The organism is Ancylomarina subtilis (assembly GCF_004217115.1).
GTDB classification, from domain to species: Bacteria; Bacteroidota; Bacteroidia; order Bacteroidales; family Marinifilaceae; genus Ancylomarina; species Ancylomarina subtilis.
Map to the genome: position 1 here is coordinate 535,113 of NZ_SHKN01000001.1, position 22,808 is coordinate 557,920.

General features: G+C 35.9%; 14 protein-coding genes. 12 read left to right on the top strand and 2 right to left on the bottom strand.

What is annotated here, in order from left to right; translation table 11 throughout:
- Positions 1-450 precede the first annotated feature (450 nt).
- The 5 genes from EV201_RS02240 (at position 451) to EV201_RS02260 (ending at position 9,043) form a co-directional block, all read left to right on the top strand.
- On the top strand, positions 451-3,486 hold the full coding sequence (locus EV201_RS02240; RefSeq protein WP_165389563.1) for a sensor histidine kinase: 3,036 nt from the start codon (positions 451-453) through the stop codon (positions 3,484-3,486).
- 411 nt (positions 3,487-3,897) lie between these two features.
- Positions 3,898-6,123 carry a formate C-acetyltransferase gene (gene pflB / locus EV201_RS02245; protein WP_130305773.1) on the top strand — a complete coding sequence of 742 codons (2,226 nt, stop codon included), beginning with the start codon at positions 3,898-3,900 and terminating at the stop codon, positions 6,121-6,123.
- 96 nt (positions 6,124-6,219) lie between these two features.
- Positions 6,220-6,945, top strand: coding sequence for a pyruvate formate-lyase-activating protein (gene pflA / locus EV201_RS02250; protein ID WP_130305774.1), 726 nt, complete (start codon positions 6,220-6,222; stop codon positions 6,943-6,945).
- A 35-nt stretch (positions 6,946-6,980) separates the two neighbouring features.
- Positions 6,981-7,853 (top strand): formate/nitrite transporter family protein, encoded by an 873-nt coding sequence (locus EV201_RS02255; protein WP_130305775.1) that lies wholly within the window; start codon positions 6,981-6,983, stop codon positions 7,851-7,853.
- 284 nt (positions 7,854-8,137) lie between these two features.
- Positions 8,138-9,043 carry a bifunctional enoyl-CoA hydratase/phosphate acetyltransferase gene (locus EV201_RS02260; RefSeq protein WP_130305776.1) on the top strand — a complete coding sequence of 302 codons (906 nt, stop codon included), beginning with the start codon at positions 8,138-8,140 and terminating at the stop codon, positions 9,041-9,043.
- Between the two features lie 77 nt (positions 9,044-9,120).
- On the opposite strand, the gene tpx is transcribed toward EV201_RS02260, so the two are convergent.
- Together tpx and EV201_RS02270 are read right to left on the bottom strand one after the other, a co-directional pair.
- Positions 9,121-9,636 carry a thiol peroxidase gene (tpx, locus tag EV201_RS02265; RefSeq protein ID WP_130305777.1) on the bottom strand — a complete coding sequence of 172 codons (516 nt, stop codon included), beginning with the start codon at positions 9,634-9,636 and terminating at the stop codon, positions 9,121-9,123.
- Between the two features lie 180 nt (positions 9,637-9,816).
- Complete coding sequence (locus tag EV201_RS02270; protein ID WP_130305778.1) at positions 9,817-12,318, bottom strand: ATP-dependent Clp protease ATP-binding subunit; 2,502 nt, start codon at positions 12,316-12,318, stop codon at positions 9,817-9,819.
- Positions 12,319-12,656: 338 nt separating this feature from the next.
- Here EV201_RS02270 and gyrA point away from each other — a divergent pair, with 338 nt between their 5' ends.
- From gyrA to EV201_RS02305, 7 genes are all read left to right on the top strand, one after another.
- A complete protein-coding gene (gene gyrA / locus EV201_RS02275) occupies positions 12,657-15,266 on the top strand; it encodes a DNA gyrase subunit A (RefSeq protein ID WP_130305779.1) in 2,610 nt (869 codons plus the stop codon).
- Positions 15,267-15,425: 159 nt separating this feature from the next.
- The gene (locus tag EV201_RS02280) at positions 15,426-16,595 is read left to right on the top strand and encodes a tetratricopeptide repeat protein (RefSeq protein ID WP_130305780.1); all 1,170 of its coding nucleotides are present in this window, start codon (positions 15,426-15,428) and stop codon (positions 16,593-16,595) included.
- A 318-nt stretch (positions 16,596-16,913) separates the two neighbouring features.
- Positions 16,914-17,483, top strand: coding sequence for an RNA polymerase sigma-70 factor (locus tag EV201_RS02285; RefSeq protein WP_130305781.1), 570 nt, complete (start codon positions 16,914-16,916; stop codon positions 17,481-17,483).
- A 65-nt stretch (positions 17,484-17,548) separates the two neighbouring features.
- The gene (locus EV201_RS02290) at positions 17,549-18,502 is read left to right on the top strand and encodes a FecR family protein (protein WP_130305782.1); all 954 of its coding nucleotides are present in this window, start codon (positions 17,549-17,551) and stop codon (positions 18,500-18,502) included.
- A 56-nt stretch (positions 18,503-18,558) separates the two neighbouring features.
- The gene (locus EV201_RS02295) at positions 18,559-19,014 is read left to right on the top strand and encodes a hypothetical protein (protein WP_130305783.1); all 456 of its coding nucleotides are present in this window, start codon (positions 18,559-18,561) and stop codon (positions 19,012-19,014) included.
- A gap of 195 nt (positions 19,015-19,209) precedes the next feature.
- Positions 19,210-21,813: a TonB-dependent receptor gene (locus tag EV201_RS02300; RefSeq protein WP_130305784.1), complete on the top strand. Its 2,604-nt coding sequence runs from the start codon at positions 19,210-19,212 to the stop codon at positions 21,811-21,813.
- Positions 21,814-21,825: 12 nt separating this feature from the next.
- Positions 21,826-22,713, top strand: coding sequence for a DUF4249 domain-containing protein (locus tag EV201_RS02305; protein ID WP_130305785.1), 888 nt, complete (start codon positions 21,826-21,828; stop codon positions 22,711-22,713).
- Positions 22,714-22,808: the final 95 nt, after the last annotated feature.

Here is a 22,808-nt window from a genome sequence, read left to right on the forward strand (position 1 = left end):
TTAGATTGCTTTTGTTATAAGATTTTACTCAAGTTATAAATTGTATACGATTACCTATATGCATGTGAAGATTAGCGACTGCACACAGATTGGGTATTAAAACTACTATTCGCATCTATTCTGCACGTTCTTTCTACTTGATTAGCCTTTTATCCTAAGTTAAAACTTAGGGTAAAAGGTTTTCTATTTTGATGCAATTGTAAAATGTATGCCTCAAGTTTTATGCACAAAAAATAGAAGCAATAAAGATGCATGCATAAAAATTGGTACGCCGTTTTCTTATATGACCGTTGATTGCTCATAAAGACTTTCGCCTTGTTGCGAGTGCTATAGACATTGGACAGATTCTGTCGGAATAAAAGACTTAAAGTTCTGTATTTAACTGAAAAATTTTTTTATAGAAAGTTTTATTCTTATTTTAGCTATAGGCTTCATTAACATATGGTTAAAATGAAAATAGTTACACGATGGATATTAGTTGTTAGTCTGCTTCTCCTTTTTTCTGCGAAAGAAAGTTTAGTTGCTCAGCGTACGGTATTCAGTATGAGTGAATATAACAAAGAAAATGGCCTGCCCGAAGAGTTGGTGAAAGATATCATAACTGATAGACAGGGGATACCGCATTTTGCTACAGATAATGGCTTATATGCATTAACACACAATGAATTCCACAAAATAACAATACCAGAAGGAAAGTCGTCCTATTTTAAAGCCTTCTTTTCTTTAAACGATCAGTCGATTTTGGTCGTTTCTGATGATGCCATCTATAAATTGATTCCAGATATTGAGGATAGTCGATTAGAGTTATTTATAGAATGTAATCAGGGGGCTGAAACGCCACAATACCCTAAAAATATTTACCAGGACTCCAGAAATCGAATTTGGATAGCCGACCACAGCAATATCTTTTTGTATACAGATGGTGGGCTAAAGAAGTTTGTGATGGATGAGAAGAATAAGTCAAGCTCTTACTTACGGTCTTATCAGTTTATGGAGTTGGATCAGGGGCAAATGATGGCGGTTTCTCAGAAGGGTTGGTTTTATCGATTCAATGAAGATTTGAATGCTTTTGAGGAGATGAATGATGAAGCAGAATTTTTGGTGCATTCACTCTTCCTGTATAAGAGTAATGAGTTTATTTTGGGAACCTCAAAAGGATTAATGAATTATAAGTATGATTCGGAAGGTGATCTTGTCGAGAAAAAAGTGCTGGACTCCTATATTATTGGTTCCTGTATTATTCCTATAAAAGAAGATTGTTTCCTTGTGGGGACCTGGTTTCAGGGACTTGTAGAGATATCTTTAGGTTCAAAACTTAAGGCTTACCCTGTTGGTGGTTTCCCTTCTTTTTCAGTAAATAATATGCATCGGGATCGTTTTGGATGTGTGTGGGCGGCGACCAATTCAGGTATTGTACATCTTGAGAAAGAATTCTTTTCGACTCAGCTTCTTAATCAGAATGCGGGTTGGGTAAAGGATTTTGTCACCGGTGATGATGGTGTTTATTTTCTTAATCCCCAATCTGTGTGTCGGATACATTCGGATTATAATGTTGATACTTACTTGGAATTTGATGCAAGAAATTCAACGAAACTGGGCATTTGGAATAATCTTGTTCTTGTAGGCAATTCAGAGGGGGAAGTTCGTTGTTATAAGAAGAATAAGTTGTTGTATCGTTTTAAGGTCTCGGATGACGATGTGACGGATATTGCCATTAATTCGTCGAGCGAGGCCTGGGTAATAAGTAATTCTGAGCTTTTTAGACTTGATCTCTCAGATGGTAGTCAGAGGTCTTATTTAAAGCAGTTCGGGGGAGAACGGCTTGTTCGTGATGTGGAATATCTCAATAAAAATGATCTGGTTATCAGTGGGGCTAATCAGAATTCTTACCTGTATTTCTACGATAGGTTTCAAGATAGCATTATAAATGCCAGTGTTGAAACTGATTTTTTGAAGGGCAAGGATTTTTGGACCAGAGATATTGAACTGGATGGAGATTCAATATTCACAGGAACATCTCTTGGTTTAATTAAGTATTTTAATGGGGCTGTTGAGCGAATTGATTTGGGTGATTTTACCGAAAAGGAAGTCAACTCGATAACTAAAGACAAACAAAATAATTTGTGGTTGAGTCAAAGTAATGGGGTGATCAGAAAGTCAGCTGATGATATCACTTTATTCACAAATAAAGATGGGTTGCCGTCAAAAACAGTTCATATTGGTAATATGAGGGTTGATACCAGAGGGGTATTATGGGTTGGAACTAGTAATGGTTTAGCTTATGCTGATGTAAAACAAAAACCGAGGCAAATACCCAAACCACTCCTTTATGGTGTTTTAGATGAGAAACACGTCTTGCTTTCAGATCGCGTTTATGATGTAATAAAAAATACAACGATCATTATTAATGTGAGTAGTTTGTTTTACCCACAAAAAAAGAATCAGTTTGAATATTGTATTTGCCCCGAAATAAGCAATGAAACCCAGTGGCTACCTCTGATTACCGAGAATCAAATTATTATATCCGATTTAAAGGTCGGTGATTATCAACTTAAAATACGGACAAAACATTCAGGTAATTATTATTGGAGTGAAGTGGCACATTTATCAATTCAAGTGAATCAAGTTTGGTATCTGAGATGGTACAGTGTTGTGCTTTTCATCTTATTTCTGCTTGCTATAGTCTATCTGACCTACCTGACTAGTAAGAATAGGGCTTACAAAAGGATGTTAAATTTGAAGCGAATGATTGATGAGAAAACGAAGGACCTGAAAGACGTTAATCAGGAATTGGAATCGGCCAATTTAGCTAAGGATAAGTTTATTTCGATTATTGCCCATGATTTACGTAACCCTTTTAATGCCATACGAGGTTTTTCTCAAATGTTGTTGGATCACACGTCGGTATTAGATGCAGAAGAGAAGGACGAAATAATTGAGATGATTTATAAAAGTTCGGATGATACTTTTAAACTCTTGGAGAATCTCCTGGACTGGGCTAATCTTCAAAAAGGAAATCTGAAAGCGACACCTGAGTCTTTTAACCTCAGGGACTTGATGCAAAGAAACCTTGATGTTCATAAGAAACTATCCGCAATTAAAAAGATAAATATTGAAGGTCATTTTCCTAATGTTATTGTTTTTGCAGACCACTGCATGATAGATACTGTGATCCGAAACCTTCTGTCGAATGCAATTAAATTTTCCTATCCTGAGGATGTTATCAAGCTTGAAATAGAAGAGCTGGATGATATGGCTCTGATTCGAATTAAAGATCATGGAGTAGGAATGAGTCCGGAAAAAATTGATCAGCTTTTCCGTATTGATGCCATTAGTTCAACGAATGGGACTTCGGATGAAACGGGCTCGGGCTTTGGCTTGATGCTGTCTAAGGAATTTGTAGAGCTAAACGGAGGCAGAATAGAAGTTCGTTCTGAAAAGGATAAGGGAACGGTCTTTTCGGTATATATCCCCCTAGATAAATAACTTACATCAATCAGTCTCAACAGAGCGATCTGTTCTTTAGTCATTCCTGCTTTGTTTTATTTTCATAATTATCATCCGGGAAGTAAAATACGTATTTGTCTTTTATTATGTTTTAGGAAGAATCTTTAGGAAACATGTATCTGTCTAACAGTTTACAAATGGGTCTTTTAAGATCATTATTGTCCTTTAATAACCTTGTGTTGTAGTTTATTTGATTGTAATTCAGTGTTTTGTATTTTTGTAATCCAGAGATTGCAAAATAATTAAATAATGCTTGCATAGCAATATTTAAAGTCTTTACTTTGCGGCCGTAAAAATGAAGGGGAAGCCTGATATTTCCTAGTAATTTTTACCGGATTATCTTTAATGGATAACCGATCTACACAACCAAAAGAACAAAAACTAGTTAGCATGACTAAAATGCAATTCAAGGCCGGAGAGTGGCAAAAAAAGATTAACGTTAGAGATTTCGTTAGCAATAACTTGACTTCTTACGAAGGAGATGCTTCGTTCCTGACTGAAGCAACAGAGCGTACAAAGAAATTATGGGACATCTGTAAGGATGCCGTTAAAGAGGAACGTGCAAACAATGGCGTTCGTTCAATAGATACTGAAACGGTATCAACTATTGCTTCTCATGGAGCAGGATATATCGACAAATCATTGGAGTTAATCGTAGGTCTTCAGGCTGACGAGTTGCTTCGTAGAGCAATGAAGCCTTATGGTGGTATTGCTGTTGTTGAAAAAGCATGTACTGAGCAAGGTCTTGAGGTTTCGGACCGAGTTAAGGATATCTTTCGCAACTTTGCAAAGACTCACAACGATGGTGTTTTTGATGCTTATACTGACGAAATTCGTAAATTCCGTTCATTGGGATTCTTAACTGGTCTACCAGATAACTATGCTCGTGGTCGTATTATTGGTGATTATCGTCGTGTAGCACTTTACGGTATCGATCGTTTGATTGAAGCTAAAAAAGAAGACTTACAAGGTTTAACAGGAACCATGACTGATGATTTGATTCGTCTTCGTGAAGAGGTTGCTGAGCAAATCAAAGCTTTAGGTCAGATCAAAGAGTTGGGTGCTAAGTACGACTTGGAGTTAGGTCGTCCGGCTGAGACTGCACAGGAAGCAATTCAGTGGGTATACATGGGTTACCTTGCTGCCGTTAAGGAGCAGGATGGTGCAGCTATGTCATTGGGTAACGTTTCTACTTTCCTTGATATTTATATCGAAAGAGATCTTCAGGATGGAACCATTACTGAAGAATTGGCTCAGGAAATGCTTGACCAATTTGTAATGAAGTTACGTATGGTTCGTCACCTTCGTATGAATGCTTACGATGAGATTTTCGCTGGTGATCCAACTTGGGTAACTGAGTCAATCGGTGGTAGAACAATGGACGGTAGAACAAAGGTAACTAAGACTTCTTTCCGTTTCTTAAATACATTATACACTTTAGGAGCTTCTCCAGAGCCAAACATGACTGTGCTTTGGTCTGATTGTTTACCTGAAGGATTCAAAAAATTCTGTGCTAAGGTTTCAATTGATACGTCATCTATTCAGTACGAGAATGACCAATTGATGCGTGATACTCGTAAATCGGATGATTATGGTATCGCTTGTTGTGTATCTTATCAGGAAATTGGAAAGCAAATTCAGTTCTTTGGAGCACGTTGTAATTTGGCTAAAACACTTCTTTTGGCTCTTAATGGTGGACGTTGTGAAAAAACAGGTACACTACTTATCGAAGGGATTCCTGCTTTGTCAAGCGAGGAGTTGAACTTCGACGAAGTAATGGCTAATTACAAAATTGCGATGAGAGAAATGGCTCGTGTTTATAACGACTCAATGAACATCATCCACTACATGCACGATAAGTACTACTACGAGAAAGCACAGATGTCTCTAGTTGATACCAATCCTGCCATTAACCTTGCTTACGGTATTGCTGGTCTTTCTATCGTAGCTGACTCACTTTCTGCTATTAAGAACGCTAAAGTAACTGCCGTTCGTAATGAAGAAGGTTTAACTTGTGATTTCAAAATCGAAGGTGATTTCCCATACTACGGTAATGATGATGATGCAGTAGACTGTTTTGCAGTTGAGATTCCAAACATCTTCAATGGTATGTTGAAAGAATTGCATACATACAAGAATGCTGAGTCTACGATGTCTATCCTGACCATTACTTCAAACGTGGTTTATGGTTTGAAGACTGGTGCGACTCCTGATGGTAGAGCTGCAGGTGTACCTTTTGCTCCTGGTGCTAATCCAATGCACGGACGTGATTCAAACGGTGCGATTGCTTCTTTGAACTCTGTAGCTAAGATTAACTACGAAGATTCATTGGACGGTATCTCAAATACCTTCTCAATTGTTCCTAAGTCATTGGGTGCTACCGAAGAGGCTCGTACTGAGAATTTGGTGACTATGATGGATGCATATTTTGTTAAAGGTGCTCATCACCTTAATGTAAATGTATTGAATCGTGATCTTCTTATGGACGCTATGGAGCATCCTGAAGAATACCCACAGTTGACAATCCGTGTTTCAGGTTATGCAGTTAACTTCGTAAGATTGACTCGCGAACAGCAATTGGAAGTTATTTCTCGTTCTTTCTTCGAGAAAATGTAATGATTTCCATTTGGAATGATATAATTCCGGGGCTCCTATGGGGTTCCGGAATCTTTTTATAGAAAGATTCATTTTTACTTAAAAACAAACATACAAATGCTAAACGTTCATTCATTCGAATCGCTTGGAACCTATGACGGACCAGGTATTCGACTCGTCGTTTTTTTGCAGGGCTGTGCATTTAAATGTTTATACTGTGCGAACCCCGATACCATAACTTTCAAAGGAGGAACTCCAACCCCCAATGCTGAAATTATGCGAAAGGCTCGCAATCAAAGACCTTTTTTCGGTAAAACAGGAGGGGTTACAATTTCAGGAGGAGAACCTTTGTGGCAAGCAAAAGATCTTTCTGTCCTTTTTCAGGAGTTAAAAGATGATGGTTTCAATACCTGCATCGATACCAATGGGAATGTATTTAATGATGATGTGAAAAATCTGTTGAAGAATACAGATCTGGTCTTATTGGATATCAAACATATAAACCCGGATTGGCACAAAACCATCACGGGTAAAACCAATGAAACAACTTTAAAATTTGCAAAGTACTTAAAGGAGACCAATACATCAGTATGGCTTCGTTATGTTTTAGTACCGGGTTATTCCGATCAGGAAGACTATTTACATGAAATGGGAAAATATTTTAAAGAATATTCGAATATTAAAAAATTAGAGATTCAGCCTTACCATAAACTTGGTGTTCATAAATATGAGCATTTAGGTATGGAATACAAACTTGATGGGGTGCCGGAGAATACATCTGAGCAATTAACCCGAGCTGAAGAGATTTTGAGTTTGTATTTTAAGGAGGTTATTATTAATTAAAAATAGAGTTCAACTCTTAGTTAAATACTTAAGTAATGTCATTTAATACATTTGAGGAAACTGTTGAAACAGTTGAGCATAAAGCATATGTGACACCTAAAGAGTCAAATCCATCTGTAGAATATCTCGGGTTTAATTCACCCAAAGAAACGGTTGAAGTTGTTAATCATACAGCTGAGGCTAAAAGAGATACGGCTTCAAAGAAAGTTTTTGTTTTGGCTATTTTAGCTGGTGGATATATTGCCATGGGGAGTCTTTTAGCTTTGGTCGTTGGTGGTGCAATGCCAGGATTGGCACAAAGCAATCCGGGTTTACAAAAGTTCTTTTTTGGGGCGGTGTTTCCGTTGGGACTTATTTTATGTGCTATAGCCGGGGCTGAACTTTTTACGGGGAATACAGCTTATTTTATTCCTTCAGTCTTATCTAAACGCATGTCTGTAAAGGTTCCTTTAAAAAACTGGACTATTGTTTATATAGGGAATTTTATTGGGTCAATTATAGTGGCTTATTTTCTGGTATATCTGACTGGAGTTATCATGCATTCTCCTTCAATGGATTCGGCAATAAATATTGCCATTGCAAAAACTTCAAATCCCTTTTATAAGACTTTTTTGAAAGGAATTGCATGTAACTGGATGGTTGCTTTGGCTATGTGGCTGGCTTATGCAGCGAAAGATACAACTGGTAAGATTCTGGGTATTTGGTTTCCTGTTATGGCTTTTGTTGCGATGGGTTTTGAACACTGTGTTGCCAATATGTTTTTTATTCCGGTTGCCATTTTTCATGGTGCAGACATAACCTGGATGGATTTTATTGTGAAAAACTTAATCCCGGCGACTTTAGGTAATATTGTAGGAGGGGCCTTATTCGTCGGAACAGCCTACTGGTATGCTTACGATAAAAAATAAAAACAATTATAAATTGTACATGAAGCAGTAATCTTAGGGTTGCTGCTTTTTTTTATCTTTTGATTTAGTGTGAATACAGATACGATAGACAGAACGGACTCAATTCTTTCAATTTATAAGGGAAAACTTCATATTAATGATAGATGATAATATTTATCCTGAATTTAAATACAAATCAGGCTTTATTTTATATTTTTGCCTTACAATACAGATGAACAATTTAAGCGTACAGTTTTAAGATATTCATCTAGAAAGAACAAATACAAACACCAAAATAAATCAAAATGATTACACGTTTAGATCAAATCATTGACGTTCTTAAGAACAACGAAAAGAAAAGATTGGTAGCTGCTTATGCTAATGATTCTCATACAATTGGAGCTGTAAATGATGCTGTTGAATTAGGTATCGTTGACGCAACTTTAGTTGGTGACGAAGCTGAAATTGAAAAAACTTGTAAGGCACATAACTTTGATATGTCCCGCTTTACAATTGTTCATGAGCCTAATGAACTTAAGGCTGCGCAAAAAGCTGTTGAGTTGATCAACAATGGTGAAGGCGATATGATTATGAAAGGCCTTGTAAGTACGGATAAGTACATGAAAGCCATTCTGAATAAAGAAAAGGGGTTGATGCCTCCAAAGGCTGTTTTAAGTCACGTAACTGTGATGGAAAACCCGAATTACCATAAGTTATTAGTTGTAAGTGATGTTGCTGTAATCCCACAGCCAGATTTGAATCAGAAAATTGCAATCACAAACTATGTAATTAAAGTTGCTCAATCGTTAGGAATTGAAAAGCCAAAAGTAGCTATGATTGCTGCTTCAGAGCAAGTATTGCCTAAGATGGATGCCTGCGTTGATGCAGCTATTATTTCTAAGATGGCTGATCGTGGTCAGATTAAAGGCGCTTATGTAGATGGTCCTTTGGCTATTGATGTGGCTATCGATAAAGAATCTGCTGAGATTAAGAAGCTGGATTCAATGGTTGCTGGTGATGCAGACTGTATGGTATTCCCAAATATCGAAAGTGGTAATGTATTCTATAAGGTAAACACCAAGTTAGCGAATGCCGAACTGGGAGCAATGGTTATGGGAGCGAAGGTTCCGGCTATTCTTTCTTCTCGTGGTGATAGCGTAAAAACAAAATTGTATTCTATTGCGATGGCAGCTCTTGTGGCTTCGAAATAAAAGCAATTATAGATCATATAAAGCAAAGAGGGCTAATTCATCAGAATTAGCCCTCTTTAATTAGATCAACTTTGAGCTTAAACAAGTGTTTTAGCGACTTCAATTGCTGCATCAAAATTTGGAGCATCAGTTACTTCAGGAACATACTCAACATACTGAATGGTGTTTTCTTTGTCAATAACAACTACACCACGAGTCAACAAACGTAATTCCTCGATTGAGAAACCATACTTGTATCCAAAATCCATTTCTTTGTGATCAGATAATGTGATTAGATTATCGATACCTTCTGCACCACAAAAACGGCCTAATGCAAATGGTAAGTCGTTTGACAAAGTAATGATTTGAACATTGTCTCCTAGATTAGAAGCTTCTTTGTTGAAACGGTGAGCCTGAGCAGAACAAACACCAGTGTCAACAGATGGGAAGATAGATAAAATCTTTACTTTTCCATCGAAATCTGATAATGATACTGGTGCTAAACCCTGATTTAAGGCTGTGAAATTTTCTGCTTTATCGCCTTTTTTCACTGGGTTTCCAACTAAGGTAATCGCACCACCGGCGAATGTCACTTTTGTATTGTCTTTCTTCATTTGATTTGTATTTTAATGTTATAACAATTGTTTAAATAAGAAATCAGGATTGTAAATTCCTTTTTTAATCTTTCGAGTATCAAAGATATGTAATATTGATTATTTAAACTAAATAGCAATAGAGATTTTTGTTGAATGATATGAAATAAATAATGCCAGCAATGCTGGCATTATAATAGTTTATTCAACTTCTTTATTTTGTTTTAAAATCTTAGTTGTGATTTTCCCTTTGTTTTTGTCCAAGCCAACTGATATGGTGTCTCCCTCAGTTAAAGAGGCTCGGATAATAACTTCGGCCATTTCATCTTCCAGATATTTTTGAATGGCACGTTTCAGAGGACGGGCTCCGTATTGAATGTCATAGCCTTTTTCGGCAATAAAGTCTTTGGCTGCGCCAGAAATTTTAATATTATATCCTAAGCTTTCAATACGGCTGTACAGACCTCTCAGTTCGATATCTATAATTTGGTGAATGTGTTTTTCACTCAGGCTGTTAAACATGATTAGATCATCCACACGGTTTATAAATTCGGGAGCAAAAGCCTTGCGAAGTGCTTTCTGAATAATATTATTGGCATAGTCGGTGTCTCCACTGTTCTTCGATTGGAATCCAATTCCTTTACCAAAGTCTTTAAGTTCTCTTGATCCGATATTAGAGGTCATGATAACAATACAATTCTTGAAATCCACTTTTCGCCCTAATGAATCCGTTAACTGACCATCGTCAAGTAACTGAAGCAGGATATTAAAAACATCAGGGTGGGCCTTTTCGATTTCGTCCAATAAAATAACAGAGTAGGGCTTACGTCTGACCTTCTCAGTCAACTGTCCACCTTCCTCGTAACCAATATATCCCGGAGGTGCACCAATCAATCGGGATACAGCAAATTTCTCCATGTATTCACTCATATCAATGCGAATAAGAGCCTCAGAGCTATCAAATAGATATTCCGAAAGGACTTTTGCCAGTTGTGTCTTACCAACGCCGGTAGGGCCTAAAAAGATGAAAGAACCTATAGGCTTGTTGGGATCTTTTAAACCCGCTCGATTTCGTTGAATGGCTTTTACAATTTTCGCAATTGCATCGTCCTGACCAATGACTCTTTTTTGGAGCTCATTATTCATTTGAAGCAGGCGAGAACCTTCGGCCTGAGCAATACGCTTGACGGGTACGCCAGTCATCATAGCAACAACCTCAGCAATGTTTTCTTCAGCAACTCGTTCTTTTTGTTGACTTAGATCTTTTTCCCATTTAGCTTTTTCGTTTTCCAGCTCGTCCATCAACTGTTTTTCCTTGTCGCGGAAACTGGCGGCGAGTTCAAATTTCTGAGCTTTGACAGATTTAATTTTCTGTTGGCGGGTTTCCTCAATATTAGTTTCTAGTTCTTCAATAATTTTGGGGACCAGAATGTTGGAAATGTGTACACGTGATCCAGCTTCATCAAGCGCATCAATTGCTTTATCGGGCAGGTGACGATCACTGATGTAACGTGTCGTCAGCTTGACACAGGCTTCAATAGCATCCGGAGTATAGAATACATTGTGATGATCTTCGTATTTTTCTTTAATGTTATTAAGTATTGAAATGGTCTCTTCCATTGAAGTGGGTTCAACCAAAATTTTCTGAAATCGTCTTTCCAGAGCGCCGTCTTTTTCTATATTCTGACGATATTCGTCTAAGGTTGTGGCACCGATACATTGAATTTCACCACGAGCTAAAGCCGGTTTGAGCATGTTTGCAGCATCAAGAGAACCTGTTGCTCCACCAGCCCCCACGATGGTGTGAATCTCATCTATAAAGAGGATGATATTGGTGGTTTTGGCCAGTTCATTAAGAATCGCTTTCATTCTCTCTTCAAACTGTCCGCGGTATTTTGTTCCGGCGACAATAGAAGCCAAATCAAGCGTAACCACACGTTTGTCAAAAAGGACACGAGAGACCTTTCTCTGAATGATACGTAAAGCCAGTCCTTCGACTATAGCCGATTTACCAACACCAGGTTCCCCAATAAGAATTGGGTTGTTTTTCTTGCGCCGGCTAAGAATTTGGGCTAAACGCTCAATTTCAATTTCACGTCCAACAATCGGATCAAGAGTCCCTTCTTCAGCGGCCTGAGTGATATCTATGCCAAAATTGTCAAGAACAGGCGTGTTTGATTTTCCTGTAGTACCAGATTTGGGGTTACTGCCATGCATGCCACCACCAGATCCTTCTCTTTCTTCAGAAGGAAAATCGGCTTGAGCTTTTGGTAAAGTAATATTGATATTATTCTTCACAGTATTATAATCTATGTTTTTAGCATCTAAGTAGCGTGTTACCAAACATTTTTCATCCTTTAAAATCGCCAATAACAGGTGACTGGTATCTATGGTTTGGTTTTTCAAAGCCTTTGCTTCAAGGTAAATGAGTTTTAAAACACGTTCGGCTGATTTTTGTAATGGAATATCTTCCTGACCCAATCGGTCTAGGGACGTGTTTTGTAGCTTAAATTCCAGGTCTTGCTTGAGGTCAAGCAGATTGATTCCTAGTGAACTAAGAATGCTGATTGCTACACCTTCACCTTCACGTAGAATCCCTAAAAAAAGATGCTCCGTACCAATGGCACTATTGCCTAATCTTTCAGCTTCATCTTTGCTAAAAGACAGGACATCTTTTACACGGGGTGAAAACTTTGAATCCATATATAATAATGTTTTAATTGTGTGCTTATGCTATTCGTCTTTGGTGAATTTAATAAGAATATTTTTATTCGAACTAAACTTAAGTCAAAAATATGGGTAATTTAATGGTCATTGTGACTAAAAGACGAAGATTAAAGGACTTAACCTGATCGATCTTGATGCAGGTGAAATATTTATCTTAATTGACCCTTAAATACCGGCCTATTTATTATCAAAATTTCGCATATTTTTTTACTTTTGTCTTTCTGTGATTTGAACTGTGAAATGAATGTTTCATCTGATCAAAACTCAGGAATTATATTTCCCATTAAAAGAATAGAATCTAAAAGACAAAATATATGACCACGGGAGAAAGAATCATACGCATTAATATTGAAGAGGAAATGAAATCGGCTTACATCGATTATTCGATGTCAGTAATTGTTTCCCGAGCTTTACCAGATGTTAGAGATGGACTTAAGCCTGTTCACCGCCGAGTGTTATTCGGAATGAATGAATTGGGTATAGCAGCCAATAAACCTCATAAAAAATCAGCGAGAATCGTTGGTGAGGTTTTAGGTAAGTATCACCCTCACGGTGACAGTTCAGTTTATATGGCCATGGTTAGAATGGCTCAACAATGGTCTTTGCGTTATCCTTTGGTAGATGGACAGGGGAACTTTGGATCGGTTGATGGTGATAGCCCTGCGGCTATGCGTTATACCGAAGCCAGAATGAAGAAAATTGCAGAAGAAATGTTGGGTGACTTGGAGAAAGACACTGTGGACATGTCTCCAAACTTTGATGAAACACTGCAAGAACCAACCGTTCTTCCAACACGTATACCTAATCTATTAGTCAACGGAGCCTCGGGTATTGCTGTAGGTATGGCAACCAATATGCCACCACACAATTTAACTGATACGATTGATGCTACCATCGCTTATATCGATAACAATGATGTTTCGGTTGAAGAGTTGGTTGATATCATTAAAGCTCCGGATTTCCCAACAGGAGGAATTATCTATGGCTATCAGGGTGTAAAAGAGGCTTACGAAACAGGTAAGGGACGCGTTGTTGTACGAGCTCAAACAAATATTGAAGTTACGGATTCTGGTCGTGAAAAGATTATTGTTTCAGAAATCCCATATATGGTTAATAAGGCCGAATTGATTATGAAAGCGGCTGACTTAATCAATGATAAGAAAATTGAAGGTATTTCGAATGTAAACGATGAGTCGGATAGAAACGGTATGCGTATCGTTTTTGATTTGAAACGTGATGCCATTGCGAATGTTGTTTTAAACAAATTATTCAAGTATACACAAATGCAATCATCGTTCTCGGTGAATAATATTGCACTTGTGAAAGGACGACCAAAATTGTTGAATCTTAAAGATTTGATTTTTTATTTTGTTGAGCATCGCCATGATGTCGTTGTTCGTCGTACACAATTTGAATTAAGACAAGCTGAAGCCAGGGCTCATATTCTCGAAGGTTTAATTATTGCTTCGGATAATATTGATGAAGTAATTAAAATTATCAGAGGCTCTAAAAGTCCTGATATTGCACGTGCGTCTTTGATAGAGCGATTTGAATTGTCAGAGATTCAGGCTCGTGCAATCGTTGAAATGCGTCTTCGTCAGTTGACAGGGCTTGAACAAGATAAACTAAGAGCGGAATACGAAGAAATCATGAAATTGATTGATCATTTAAAAGCAATTTTAAATGACCATGATGTTCGTATGGGTATTATCAAAGAAGAACTTCTTCAGGTAAAAGCTAAGTATGGCGATGAAAGAAGAACTGAAATTGTATATGCTTCAGAAGATTTTAATCCTGAGGATTTCTATGCCGATGAAGAAATGGTGATTACGATTTCGCATATGGGCTATATTAAGCGTACACCACTCACTGAGTTTAAAACTCAAAATAGAGGAGGTGTGGGAGCGAAGGGGTCTCATACCAGAGATGAAGATTTCCTTGAGCATATGATTATGGCGACCATGCATAATACCATGTTGTTCTTTACTGAAAAAGGGAAATGTTTCTGGTTGAAGGTCTATGAGATACCTGAAGGATCTAAACAATCAAAAGGTAGAGCGATTCAAAACCTACTTAATATTGAGCCAGATGATAAAGTGAAAGCATACATTAATGTATTGACTCTGAATGAAGACGAATACATTAATAATAACAACATCATTTTATGTACAAAGAAAGGGGTTGTGAAGAAAACGTCTCTTGAAGCTTATTCTCGTCCTCGTGTTAATGGTGTAAATGCGATAACCGTTCGTGAAGGTGATCAATTGCTTGAGGCAAGATTGACCAATGGTAATAAAGAAATCTTAATCGCTGCACGATCAGGAAAGGCCATCCGTTTTGCTGAAGATCAGGTAAGAGCAATGGGACGAACTGCCTCTGGAGTACGTGGAATTACTCTACGCGACGAAGCTGACGAGGTTGTTGGCATGGTTTGTGTTGAGAATTCTGACGAAGATATCATGGTGGTTTCTGAAAATGGTTACGGTAAACGTTCCAATATTGATGACTACCGAATTACCAATCGTGGAGGTAAAGGTGTTAAGACCATTAATATCACTGAAAAAACAGGTGAGTTAATTGCATTGAAATCTGTGAGTGATAATGATGATTTGATGATTATTAACAAATCGGGTATTGCCATTCGTTTAGCTGTTGCTGGATTAAGAGTAATGGGACGAGCTACACAAGGTGTTCGTTTGATTAATTTGAGTAAAAAAGATGATTCAATTGCTGCCGTTGCAAAAGTTAATGCCGCAGAAACTGAAGAATTAATCACTGAAGGCGATGAAAATGAACCGATTGTTGATCAGTCTGACAATCAAGTTGAGACTCTAACTGAAGAACAGGTGGAGGAACAAGTTGAAAAAAAGGACGAAGAGCAGTCAAATAACACCTTAGATGGTGAGCAGACGAGTCTATTTTAGAACTTAGATTTATTATAAAGAAAATAATCTTGTTTCAATTGTCGATTTATGGATTAAATTTGTGCAAGATTCTTATACAAACAAACTATAAAATGGGGCTTTCTTATTGGTCTACAGATCTTAAGAAAGCTTCGAAAGCAAAACAAAAACTATTTACTGATGAAAAAATTATCATTCATTATGGTTCTTCTTTTGTGTGTTTCAATGGTAAACGCTCAGAAGAGTAAAGTAACAGGAGCTAGTAACTACCTAACTTCTGGGAAACTGGACAAGGCAAAAGAAGCTATTGATGCAGGTATTGGTCACGAAAAATGTGTTGCATGGCCAAAAGCATACCTGATAAAAGGTAAAGTATATCAAGCTATCTTTGAGAGCCCACTTCCAGCTTATAAAAAATTATCTGATGCGCCATTACAGGTAGCTTATGATGCTTACATGAAATGCATGGAGCTGGATGTTAAGAATAAATATGCTAAGGCTGTTAAAGCTCAGATGACTAACTTGATTCCAGATTATACGAATAAAGCTGTTGAATATTATAACGGTGAAGATTATAGTGGAGCTTTAGGCGCATTTGAGAAAGTTTTAGAGATTGAAAACATGGACTTGTTTAAAGCAGACAAGTTAGCTGTTGATACTGCTGTAATCTTTAATGCGGGTCTTGCTGCACAAAAAGCAAATAATCTTGAAGCTGCTGCTAAATACTACAAGCAAACTATAAGCTATAATTATGGTGGCGCAAAAGCTTATGCTTATTTGTCTAAAGTATTGGCCGATAGTGATAAAGCTGAGGAGTCATTAAAATACCTTCATAAAGGTTTTGAGTTATTTCCAAACGATTCATACATGCTTGTTGAGTTGATCAACCATTATCTACTTGGAGGGGAGCCTAGCGAAGCTGCTGAATATCTTGATAAAGCAATTGCTTTAGATCCTGAGAATGGTTCGTACTACAGAGCAAAAGCAAATTTGTATGAAAAGACAAACGAAATTGAGAAAGCTAAAGAAATGTATAATATTGCTTTAGCTAAAGATCCTAAGGATTATATTTCTTATTATAACCTTGGTATTCTTCATCTAAACGTTTGTGAGGAAGCACGTAAGGCTGCTAATGACATTATGGATCAGAAAAAATATGATGCTGCTGTCAAGAACTTATTCAAATTATACGAAGAAGCACTTCCGTATTTTACTAAGGTGCTTGAAATCAAGCCAGATGAGCAGAATTCAATCACATATCTTAAGGAGATTTATTTCAAACTTAGAAATGAAAAGCCTGAGTACATGAAGAAATATGAAGAGTACAAAGCAAAAGCAGAAAGCTTGTAAATAATAATTGCTAATTTTTTTTAAAGCCTCCAGGAGTTTTCTCTTGGAGGCTTTTTTTATAGATATCAATATAGGGTAAAATAAACGAATGCATCTTATTTATCATAATATGAATTATAAGACTTTTGTAAAGGGGATCTATTTATGGCTACATTATAAAAAAATGACATAGTAGTCAGAAAACTATATTTAGAATACGTGTTTTAAATATTTAGTTGTCCTTAACTAAATCAGATTGGTTAAATTTAATGACATTTTAACAACTTACTTTATTATAGTAGCCTTCGAGTTGTTTGTCCGGATACAAATTGAAAGTTTATGATGACAAATTCTAATACTGTAGAAATAATTAGTGACAAACGTATTGAGCAGTTATTTAATGAACACTATTCGATATTGACTGTATATGCAAATAAATTTCTTAAAAATTTAGAAGAATCTCGTGAAGTTGTTCAGGATGTTTTTGTCAAGCTTTATGACAGAAAAGAACGTATTAGTATACACACTTCAGTTAAATCTCACCTGTATCAATCTGTTAAAAATGCGTGTTTAAACATTATTAAGCAAAATCAGAACAGGTCTCTGCATCATGAGAATATTCTGTATCTAAGTAATGCAGCCAGTTATGAGATTGATGATGTATTTGAACAAACCGAATTGGAATATCAGCTTTATAAGGCTATTAGTGAGCTTCCTGAACAATGTCAACGCATATTTAGAATGAATCGTATTGAAGGATTAGATAATCAAGAGATTGCAGATTATTTACAGATTTCGAAACGAACTGTGGAGACACAAATCTCGAAAGCACTAAAAAGCCTGAGATTAAAATTGAGTCCCACTCTCCTTCACCTTATGATTTTATGGCTGATTTATAATACTAACTGAAATATTTTTAGGTCTAAGTACGTGTTTTGATTTTGATTTTGTCTTAGTATAAGAAAACCTTTAAAATGAAAAATATTAATATAGATGAAGATTTGTTACGTGTAAATCTTCAAGATCGTGCTAATGAGAAAGAAAAGGCTGCGTTGGTGTTCTGGATGTCTGAATCTTCTGAGAACAAAGAACTGTTTGTAAGAATGACAGAGCTTTGGTCTTCAGCTTCAAATACAGAAGTGTTTGAGCAGATTGATTTGGAACTCGATTGGAAGAGAATTCAAATGAAGCGGAAAAAGAAGACTCCTATAATGAAATATGGATTGCAATATGCTGCAGTTGTTTTAATCTGTTTTGGCCTTAGTTTTCTTTATTTATACAACACCACACCCGGATTTGGTAAATTATCGAAAGTTCAAACCGCAGAATCTAAGGATAAAGTTGAATTAGCTGATGGAAGTCAGATTCAGTTGAATGTGAATAGTAAATTGATATATCCCAACCATTTTGGAGACAATAAACGCCTGGTTAAACTAAAGGGTGAAGCATTTTTCAATATAAAACGGGATACTTCGAAGCCATTTATAATTGAATCAGGTAAAACTCTGATTAAGGTTTTGGGAACCAGTTTTAATATTAGGAACATAACTGGTAATCAAACTCTTGTGAGTGTTAATACAGGCGTGGTTAGTTTTAAAGTTAAGAATAATGGTCAAGAAATAATCTTGAAAAAAGGGCAAGTCGGCTTATTTAAGGACAATCAACTTACCTTACTGAATAAACCGAATAGAAACTGTGATTCCTGGCGCACGGGTTCTTTGAGTTTTAAGAACACCCCTTTTATTCAGGTGCTTGAAGATATTGAGAGACTGTATAAAGTTAAATTTAAGAACGAAAACAAAAAGCTTGAAAACTTGAAGCTTACTATCGATTTTAATAATTACGACTTAGATAAAGTTTTAAAACAGTTAGAACTTTTAATACAGGCTAATATTGAGAAAAAAGAACAAGTCATTATAATAAAATAAATCATTGGTAAAATTCAAATACCAAAATCAGAATAATGTTTAAATTAAAAAATCACATGAGAAAATTATTATTACTAGCTTTAGTGGTAAGCGCGTTTGTTTTTGAATCTAGTGCACAAACAGTACAGTACAAAGTTGTTACCTCAGTTGAGTCAATAGTCCCAATGGGGCTCGGGCGATCAAGAATTATTGAAGAAAAGTCCCCTATCGATGCTCAGGCTTTTACAACAGAACGTACCGATGGCAAGAAAAGTAAACAAGGTTCAGTTAAAAGAAAAGATGCTAAGGTTAATTTGTTTGCAGAAACTAAATTGTTGAATTTCTATAGTGTTGCAGGGATTAATTTCCAGAATATAGCTTCGAATGATGCCCTTATATCATCCAAAATAAACACATTGGTTGCCGAAGGTTGGGAATTGGCATTTGTGACATCTGCTGTTGAAAGCGATAGCGGTAAAGGTGATGGGAAAGGTATTTTTATTACTCGTTATATATTCAAAAAAACAATGTAATAAACATTGAAATACTTGATTCAAAGCAGAATATTAAATTTTAGATTACAAATGGCTTGCCTTAACAGTGCAAGCCATTTTTGTTATATCTCCAAGTGAAGTTGCTTTCGATTTAAATAAATAATGCTTGTGTATGATTAATATAAAAAACTTCTGTATTAAATTTGCAGTCTATAAGAAAATACATCAAGTCTTTTGAATCATATCCGAAAATATATCCTATTCTTATCTGTTTTGTTTATAAATACACATAGCTATGCTCAAGATGTGTTATTGAAACAACAGCTTAATCTGCCCAAACAGGAATACATTGTATCTGAACTGTTTAAAGAGATAAACAAGCAAACCAAAATCGAATTTAATTACACCAGTGATTTGAATTTTGATGAAAAAGTAGTCTTGAAAAAGCAGCAGTTTAGTGTTGAAAATTGTTTGAAGCAAGTTTTCGATTTGTCATCATTTAAAATTGTTTGTTTGGATAACAAAATCTTTATTGTAAAGATCCCTTTTGAAGAACAGATGTTTCGAATTAGTGGCTTTATACGTGATGCAGAAACTGGGGAAAACCTGATAAATGCCAGCATTTATAATCCTCAAACATTTGAAGGAACAGTGAGCAACAATTTTGGCTTTTTTAGTTTTTACCAAAAGAAGAAATGCCCCAATTTTAAAATATCATACGTGGGTTATGAGGATAAAGAAATTAAATTCAGTAATGTTAAGGACACGAGCATTAATATAAAACTTCAGCCCAATAATTTACTGAGAGAGATAAAGGTTGTTGCTGATGATAAAACAAACAACATCAACCATCTCTTTTTGAGTACTTATAATATCACTGAAACCGATTTGAAACAAAAGTCGGTTTTAGGCATGAACGATCTTTTTCGAAATATCTCTTATTTGCCAGGTGTTCAGACAGCCAACGAGGCTTCTTCAGGTTTGATTATTAGAAATGGATCTCCGGACCAAAATCTAATTTTACTGGATGATGTGCCTGTTTATTACCAATCACATCTGCTGGGTTTATTTTCCATTTTTAATCCGGATGCAATTCATAAAGCACGATTAATTAAGGGTGGTTTTCCCGCTCAATATGGAGGTCGTGTATCTTCTGTACTCGACATTCGAATGAAAGATGGTAATCAAAAGAAGATTGAGGGTGAATTCAGTATCGGATTCTTAACATCCCAGTTAAGTGTCAGAGGACCTATTATTAAGGGAAAAACAACTTTTAATGTTTCGGTACGACGTTCTTATCTTGATTTATTGACAAATTTGTTGTTTTCACTTTCAGATTCTGAAGATCTGTATATGAGTTATTATTTTGGTGATCTCAATTTTAAGCTAACGCATAAGTTTTCAAACAGAGATAAAGTGTATTTAAGTACATATATGGGGAAAGATCTGGCAAAACAGAGATATATCCAGGATCTGACTGATAATTTAATGGAGAAAAGTCGAAATACAATTGGCTGGGGAAATTTCACAAATTCAATTCGATGGAATCATGTCTATAATGATAAGTTGTTTGGAAATACAACTTTTATTTTAAGTCGATATACTTATTCGATTAAAGACCGGCGTCTTTATAAAATTGATGATGGTGACTTTGAAGAGAACTATTACCGTGAATTCTATTCGGGAATTCGTGATTATACACTTAAGTCTGAATTTGATTATATCCCAAGCCCCAAATATTACTTTAAATTTGGATTTGAAGGTGCATTCCATTTAACAAAACCAGGTAGTAGTTTTTACAGTAGTAAGTATAATACCGATGAAAATGAGATCAAGGATAAAAGTATAAATGCTTTGGAGGTGTCATTATATGCTGAAAATCAAATACAGTGGACAAGTAAACTCCTAACCAATATTGGACTTAGAGCGAGTCGTTTTGCTTTAAAAGATAAGACCTATTTATCTGTAGAACCTCGGCTAACTGCACAATATAAACTGAATGAGCATATTAGTTTTAATTCTGGTTTTTCTGTGATGTCGCAGTACATGCATTTAATTACGAGCAGTGATTTAAGTTTACCCACTGATATTTGGCTGCCTGTAAACGATAAAATACGCCCTATACGTTCGAGGCAGTATAATCTTGGATCTGTATGGGAAATTCAATCAGGACTCAGCTTCGAATCAGAAATCTATTATAAAAAAACACGCAATATTTTAGAATTTAGTGAAAACTATTACACTAGTGATGGTGCATCAGCTTGGGATCAGAAAGTTGAACCTGGAAAATCCTGGTCAGCGGGTATTGAACTCATGCTTAAAAAAGATACTGGAAAAACGAAAGGACATTTGGTTTATACACTGGCTAAATCAGAGGTGAAATACAAATATTTGAATTCAGGTAAAGCATATGCTTCCCCCTATGATCGCAGACATGATTTAAGTTTTCAAATCAGTCAAAAATTAAATTCTAAAATTGATTTTACAGTGAATTGGACATATGGAAGTGGTTTACCTGTTACGCTTGCCACACAAATTGTGTCTACTGTATCTCCATATTATTCAGATCATACTGAAAGTGTGCCAATGTTCACAAAAAGAAATGATATACGTATGCCCTCTTATCACAGATTAGATTGTTCGTTTAATTTTAAAAAGAATAAAAAACATGGCACTCGAATTTGGAATATTGGCGTCTACAACGCTTATAATAGAAAAAATCCGAGTCTTCTTTATATAAATCAGACTTATGATGGCGACGGTAACAGTACTTATTCTTTGAAACAATTAAGTATTTTCGGATTCATACCGAGCATTTCGTACTCTTACCACTTTTAATATTTGTGTTCAATGAAAAAATATTTATATAGCATTGTTTTATCCCTTTTTATACTCAGTTCCTGTGAGGAAAATCTCGATTTGGCCCTAAAGAATCAGCCATCAGTTATGGTTCTTAATGCTTTGGCAGGAAAAGATAGTCTGGTTAAGGTGAATATTTCCCGAACATATAATTTAAAAGATGAGCCTATAGATCAGATACTAAATGGAGCTACAGTAAAATTGTATGAAGAAGAAAAACTATTGGGCAATTTAGAAGCTTTTAATAATGGCTGGTATCAGTTAAACACAAAGTTTGAATCAGAAAAAGAATATGAGATTGTTGTCAGTCATCCTGATTATACTGCAATTCATAGTAAAACGAATATCCCTGTAAGTATTCCTATTGTTGAGGTCATTTTTGAGAAAGAACATTCGAATCGTCAATATTACAGCATTAAATTCGATGACAAAGAAGAAAGTCAGGATTACTATATGATTTTGCTCAAAGGAATTTCTTTATATGAAAATAATGGCGAAACATATGAGTATTCGACTGATCTCACCTATTATAGCGATGATGTTGTTTTCAATGGTAACTTACTGGAAAATGCGACTGATCTGGAACAACAATATCTATTAGGGAGTAAAACTTTTTCTGATTTTACTTTTAATGGTCAGCATGCCGCGATTTCATTTTTTGTTGATAAAACAAGTAATTGGTCTGATTTTACAGAACTCAAAATCATGCTTTACCATATCAACAAGGATTATTATGCTTACGAACGTTCAAAAAAGATGATCGAAAACCGCAAAAATTTCCCTTTTTATAAAAAAATAAACCTGCATTCGAATGTCGTTTCAGGTTCTGGTATTTTTGCTGGATATGCTGTAAGTTCAAAGAATTTCAAACTCCCCTAGTCATTTTTTTAGTTGTTTAATTAGCCTATTACGAAAAAAATCGTAGTAGGATTTTGAATTACGACAAGTATCGTATATCTTTGATACGAAATAAT

Coding starts and splice junctions, on each gene's coding strand:
- EV201_RS02240 (WP_165389563.1), top strand. CDS start 451: ATGAAAATAGTTACACGATGGATATTAGTTGTTAGTCTGCTTCTCCTT.
- pflB (WP_130305773.1), top strand. CDS start 3,898: ATGACTAAAATGCAATTCAAGGCCGGAGAGTGGCAAAAAAAGATTAAC.
- pflA (WP_130305774.1), top strand. CDS start 6,220: ATGCTAAACGTTCATTCATTCGAATCGCTTGGAACCTATGACGGACCA.
- EV201_RS02255 (WP_130305775.1), top strand. CDS start 6,981: ATGTCATTTAATACATTTGAGGAAACTGTTGAAACAGTTGAGCATAAA.
- EV201_RS02260 (WP_130305776.1), top strand. CDS start 8,138: ATGATTACACGTTTAGATCAAATCATTGACGTTCTTAAGAACAACGAA.
- tpx (WP_130305777.1), bottom strand. CDS start 9,636: ATGAAGAAAGACAATACAAAAGTGACATTCGCCGGTGGTGCGATTACC.
- EV201_RS02270 (WP_130305778.1), bottom strand. CDS start 12,318: ATGGATTCAAAGTTTTCACCCCGTGTAAAAGATGTCCTGTCTTTTAGC.
- gyrA (WP_130305779.1), top strand. CDS start 12,657: ATGACCACGGGAGAAAGAATCATACGCATTAATATTGAAGAGGAAATG.
- EV201_RS02280 (WP_130305780.1), top strand. CDS start 15,426: ATGAAAAAATTATCATTCATTATGGTTCTTCTTTTGTGTGTTTCAATG.
- EV201_RS02285 (WP_130305781.1), top strand. CDS start 16,914: ATGATGACAAATTCTAATACTGTAGAAATAATTAGTGACAAACGTATT.
- EV201_RS02290 (WP_130305782.1), top strand. CDS start 17,549: ATGAAAAATATTAATATAGATGAAGATTTGTTACGTGTAAATCTTCAA.
- EV201_RS02295 (WP_130305783.1), top strand. CDS start 18,559: ATGAGAAAATTATTATTACTAGCTTTAGTGGTAAGCGCGTTTGTTTTT.
- EV201_RS02305 (WP_130305785.1), top strand. CDS start 21,826: ATGAAAAAATATTTATATAGCATTGTTTTATCCCTTTTTATACTCAGT.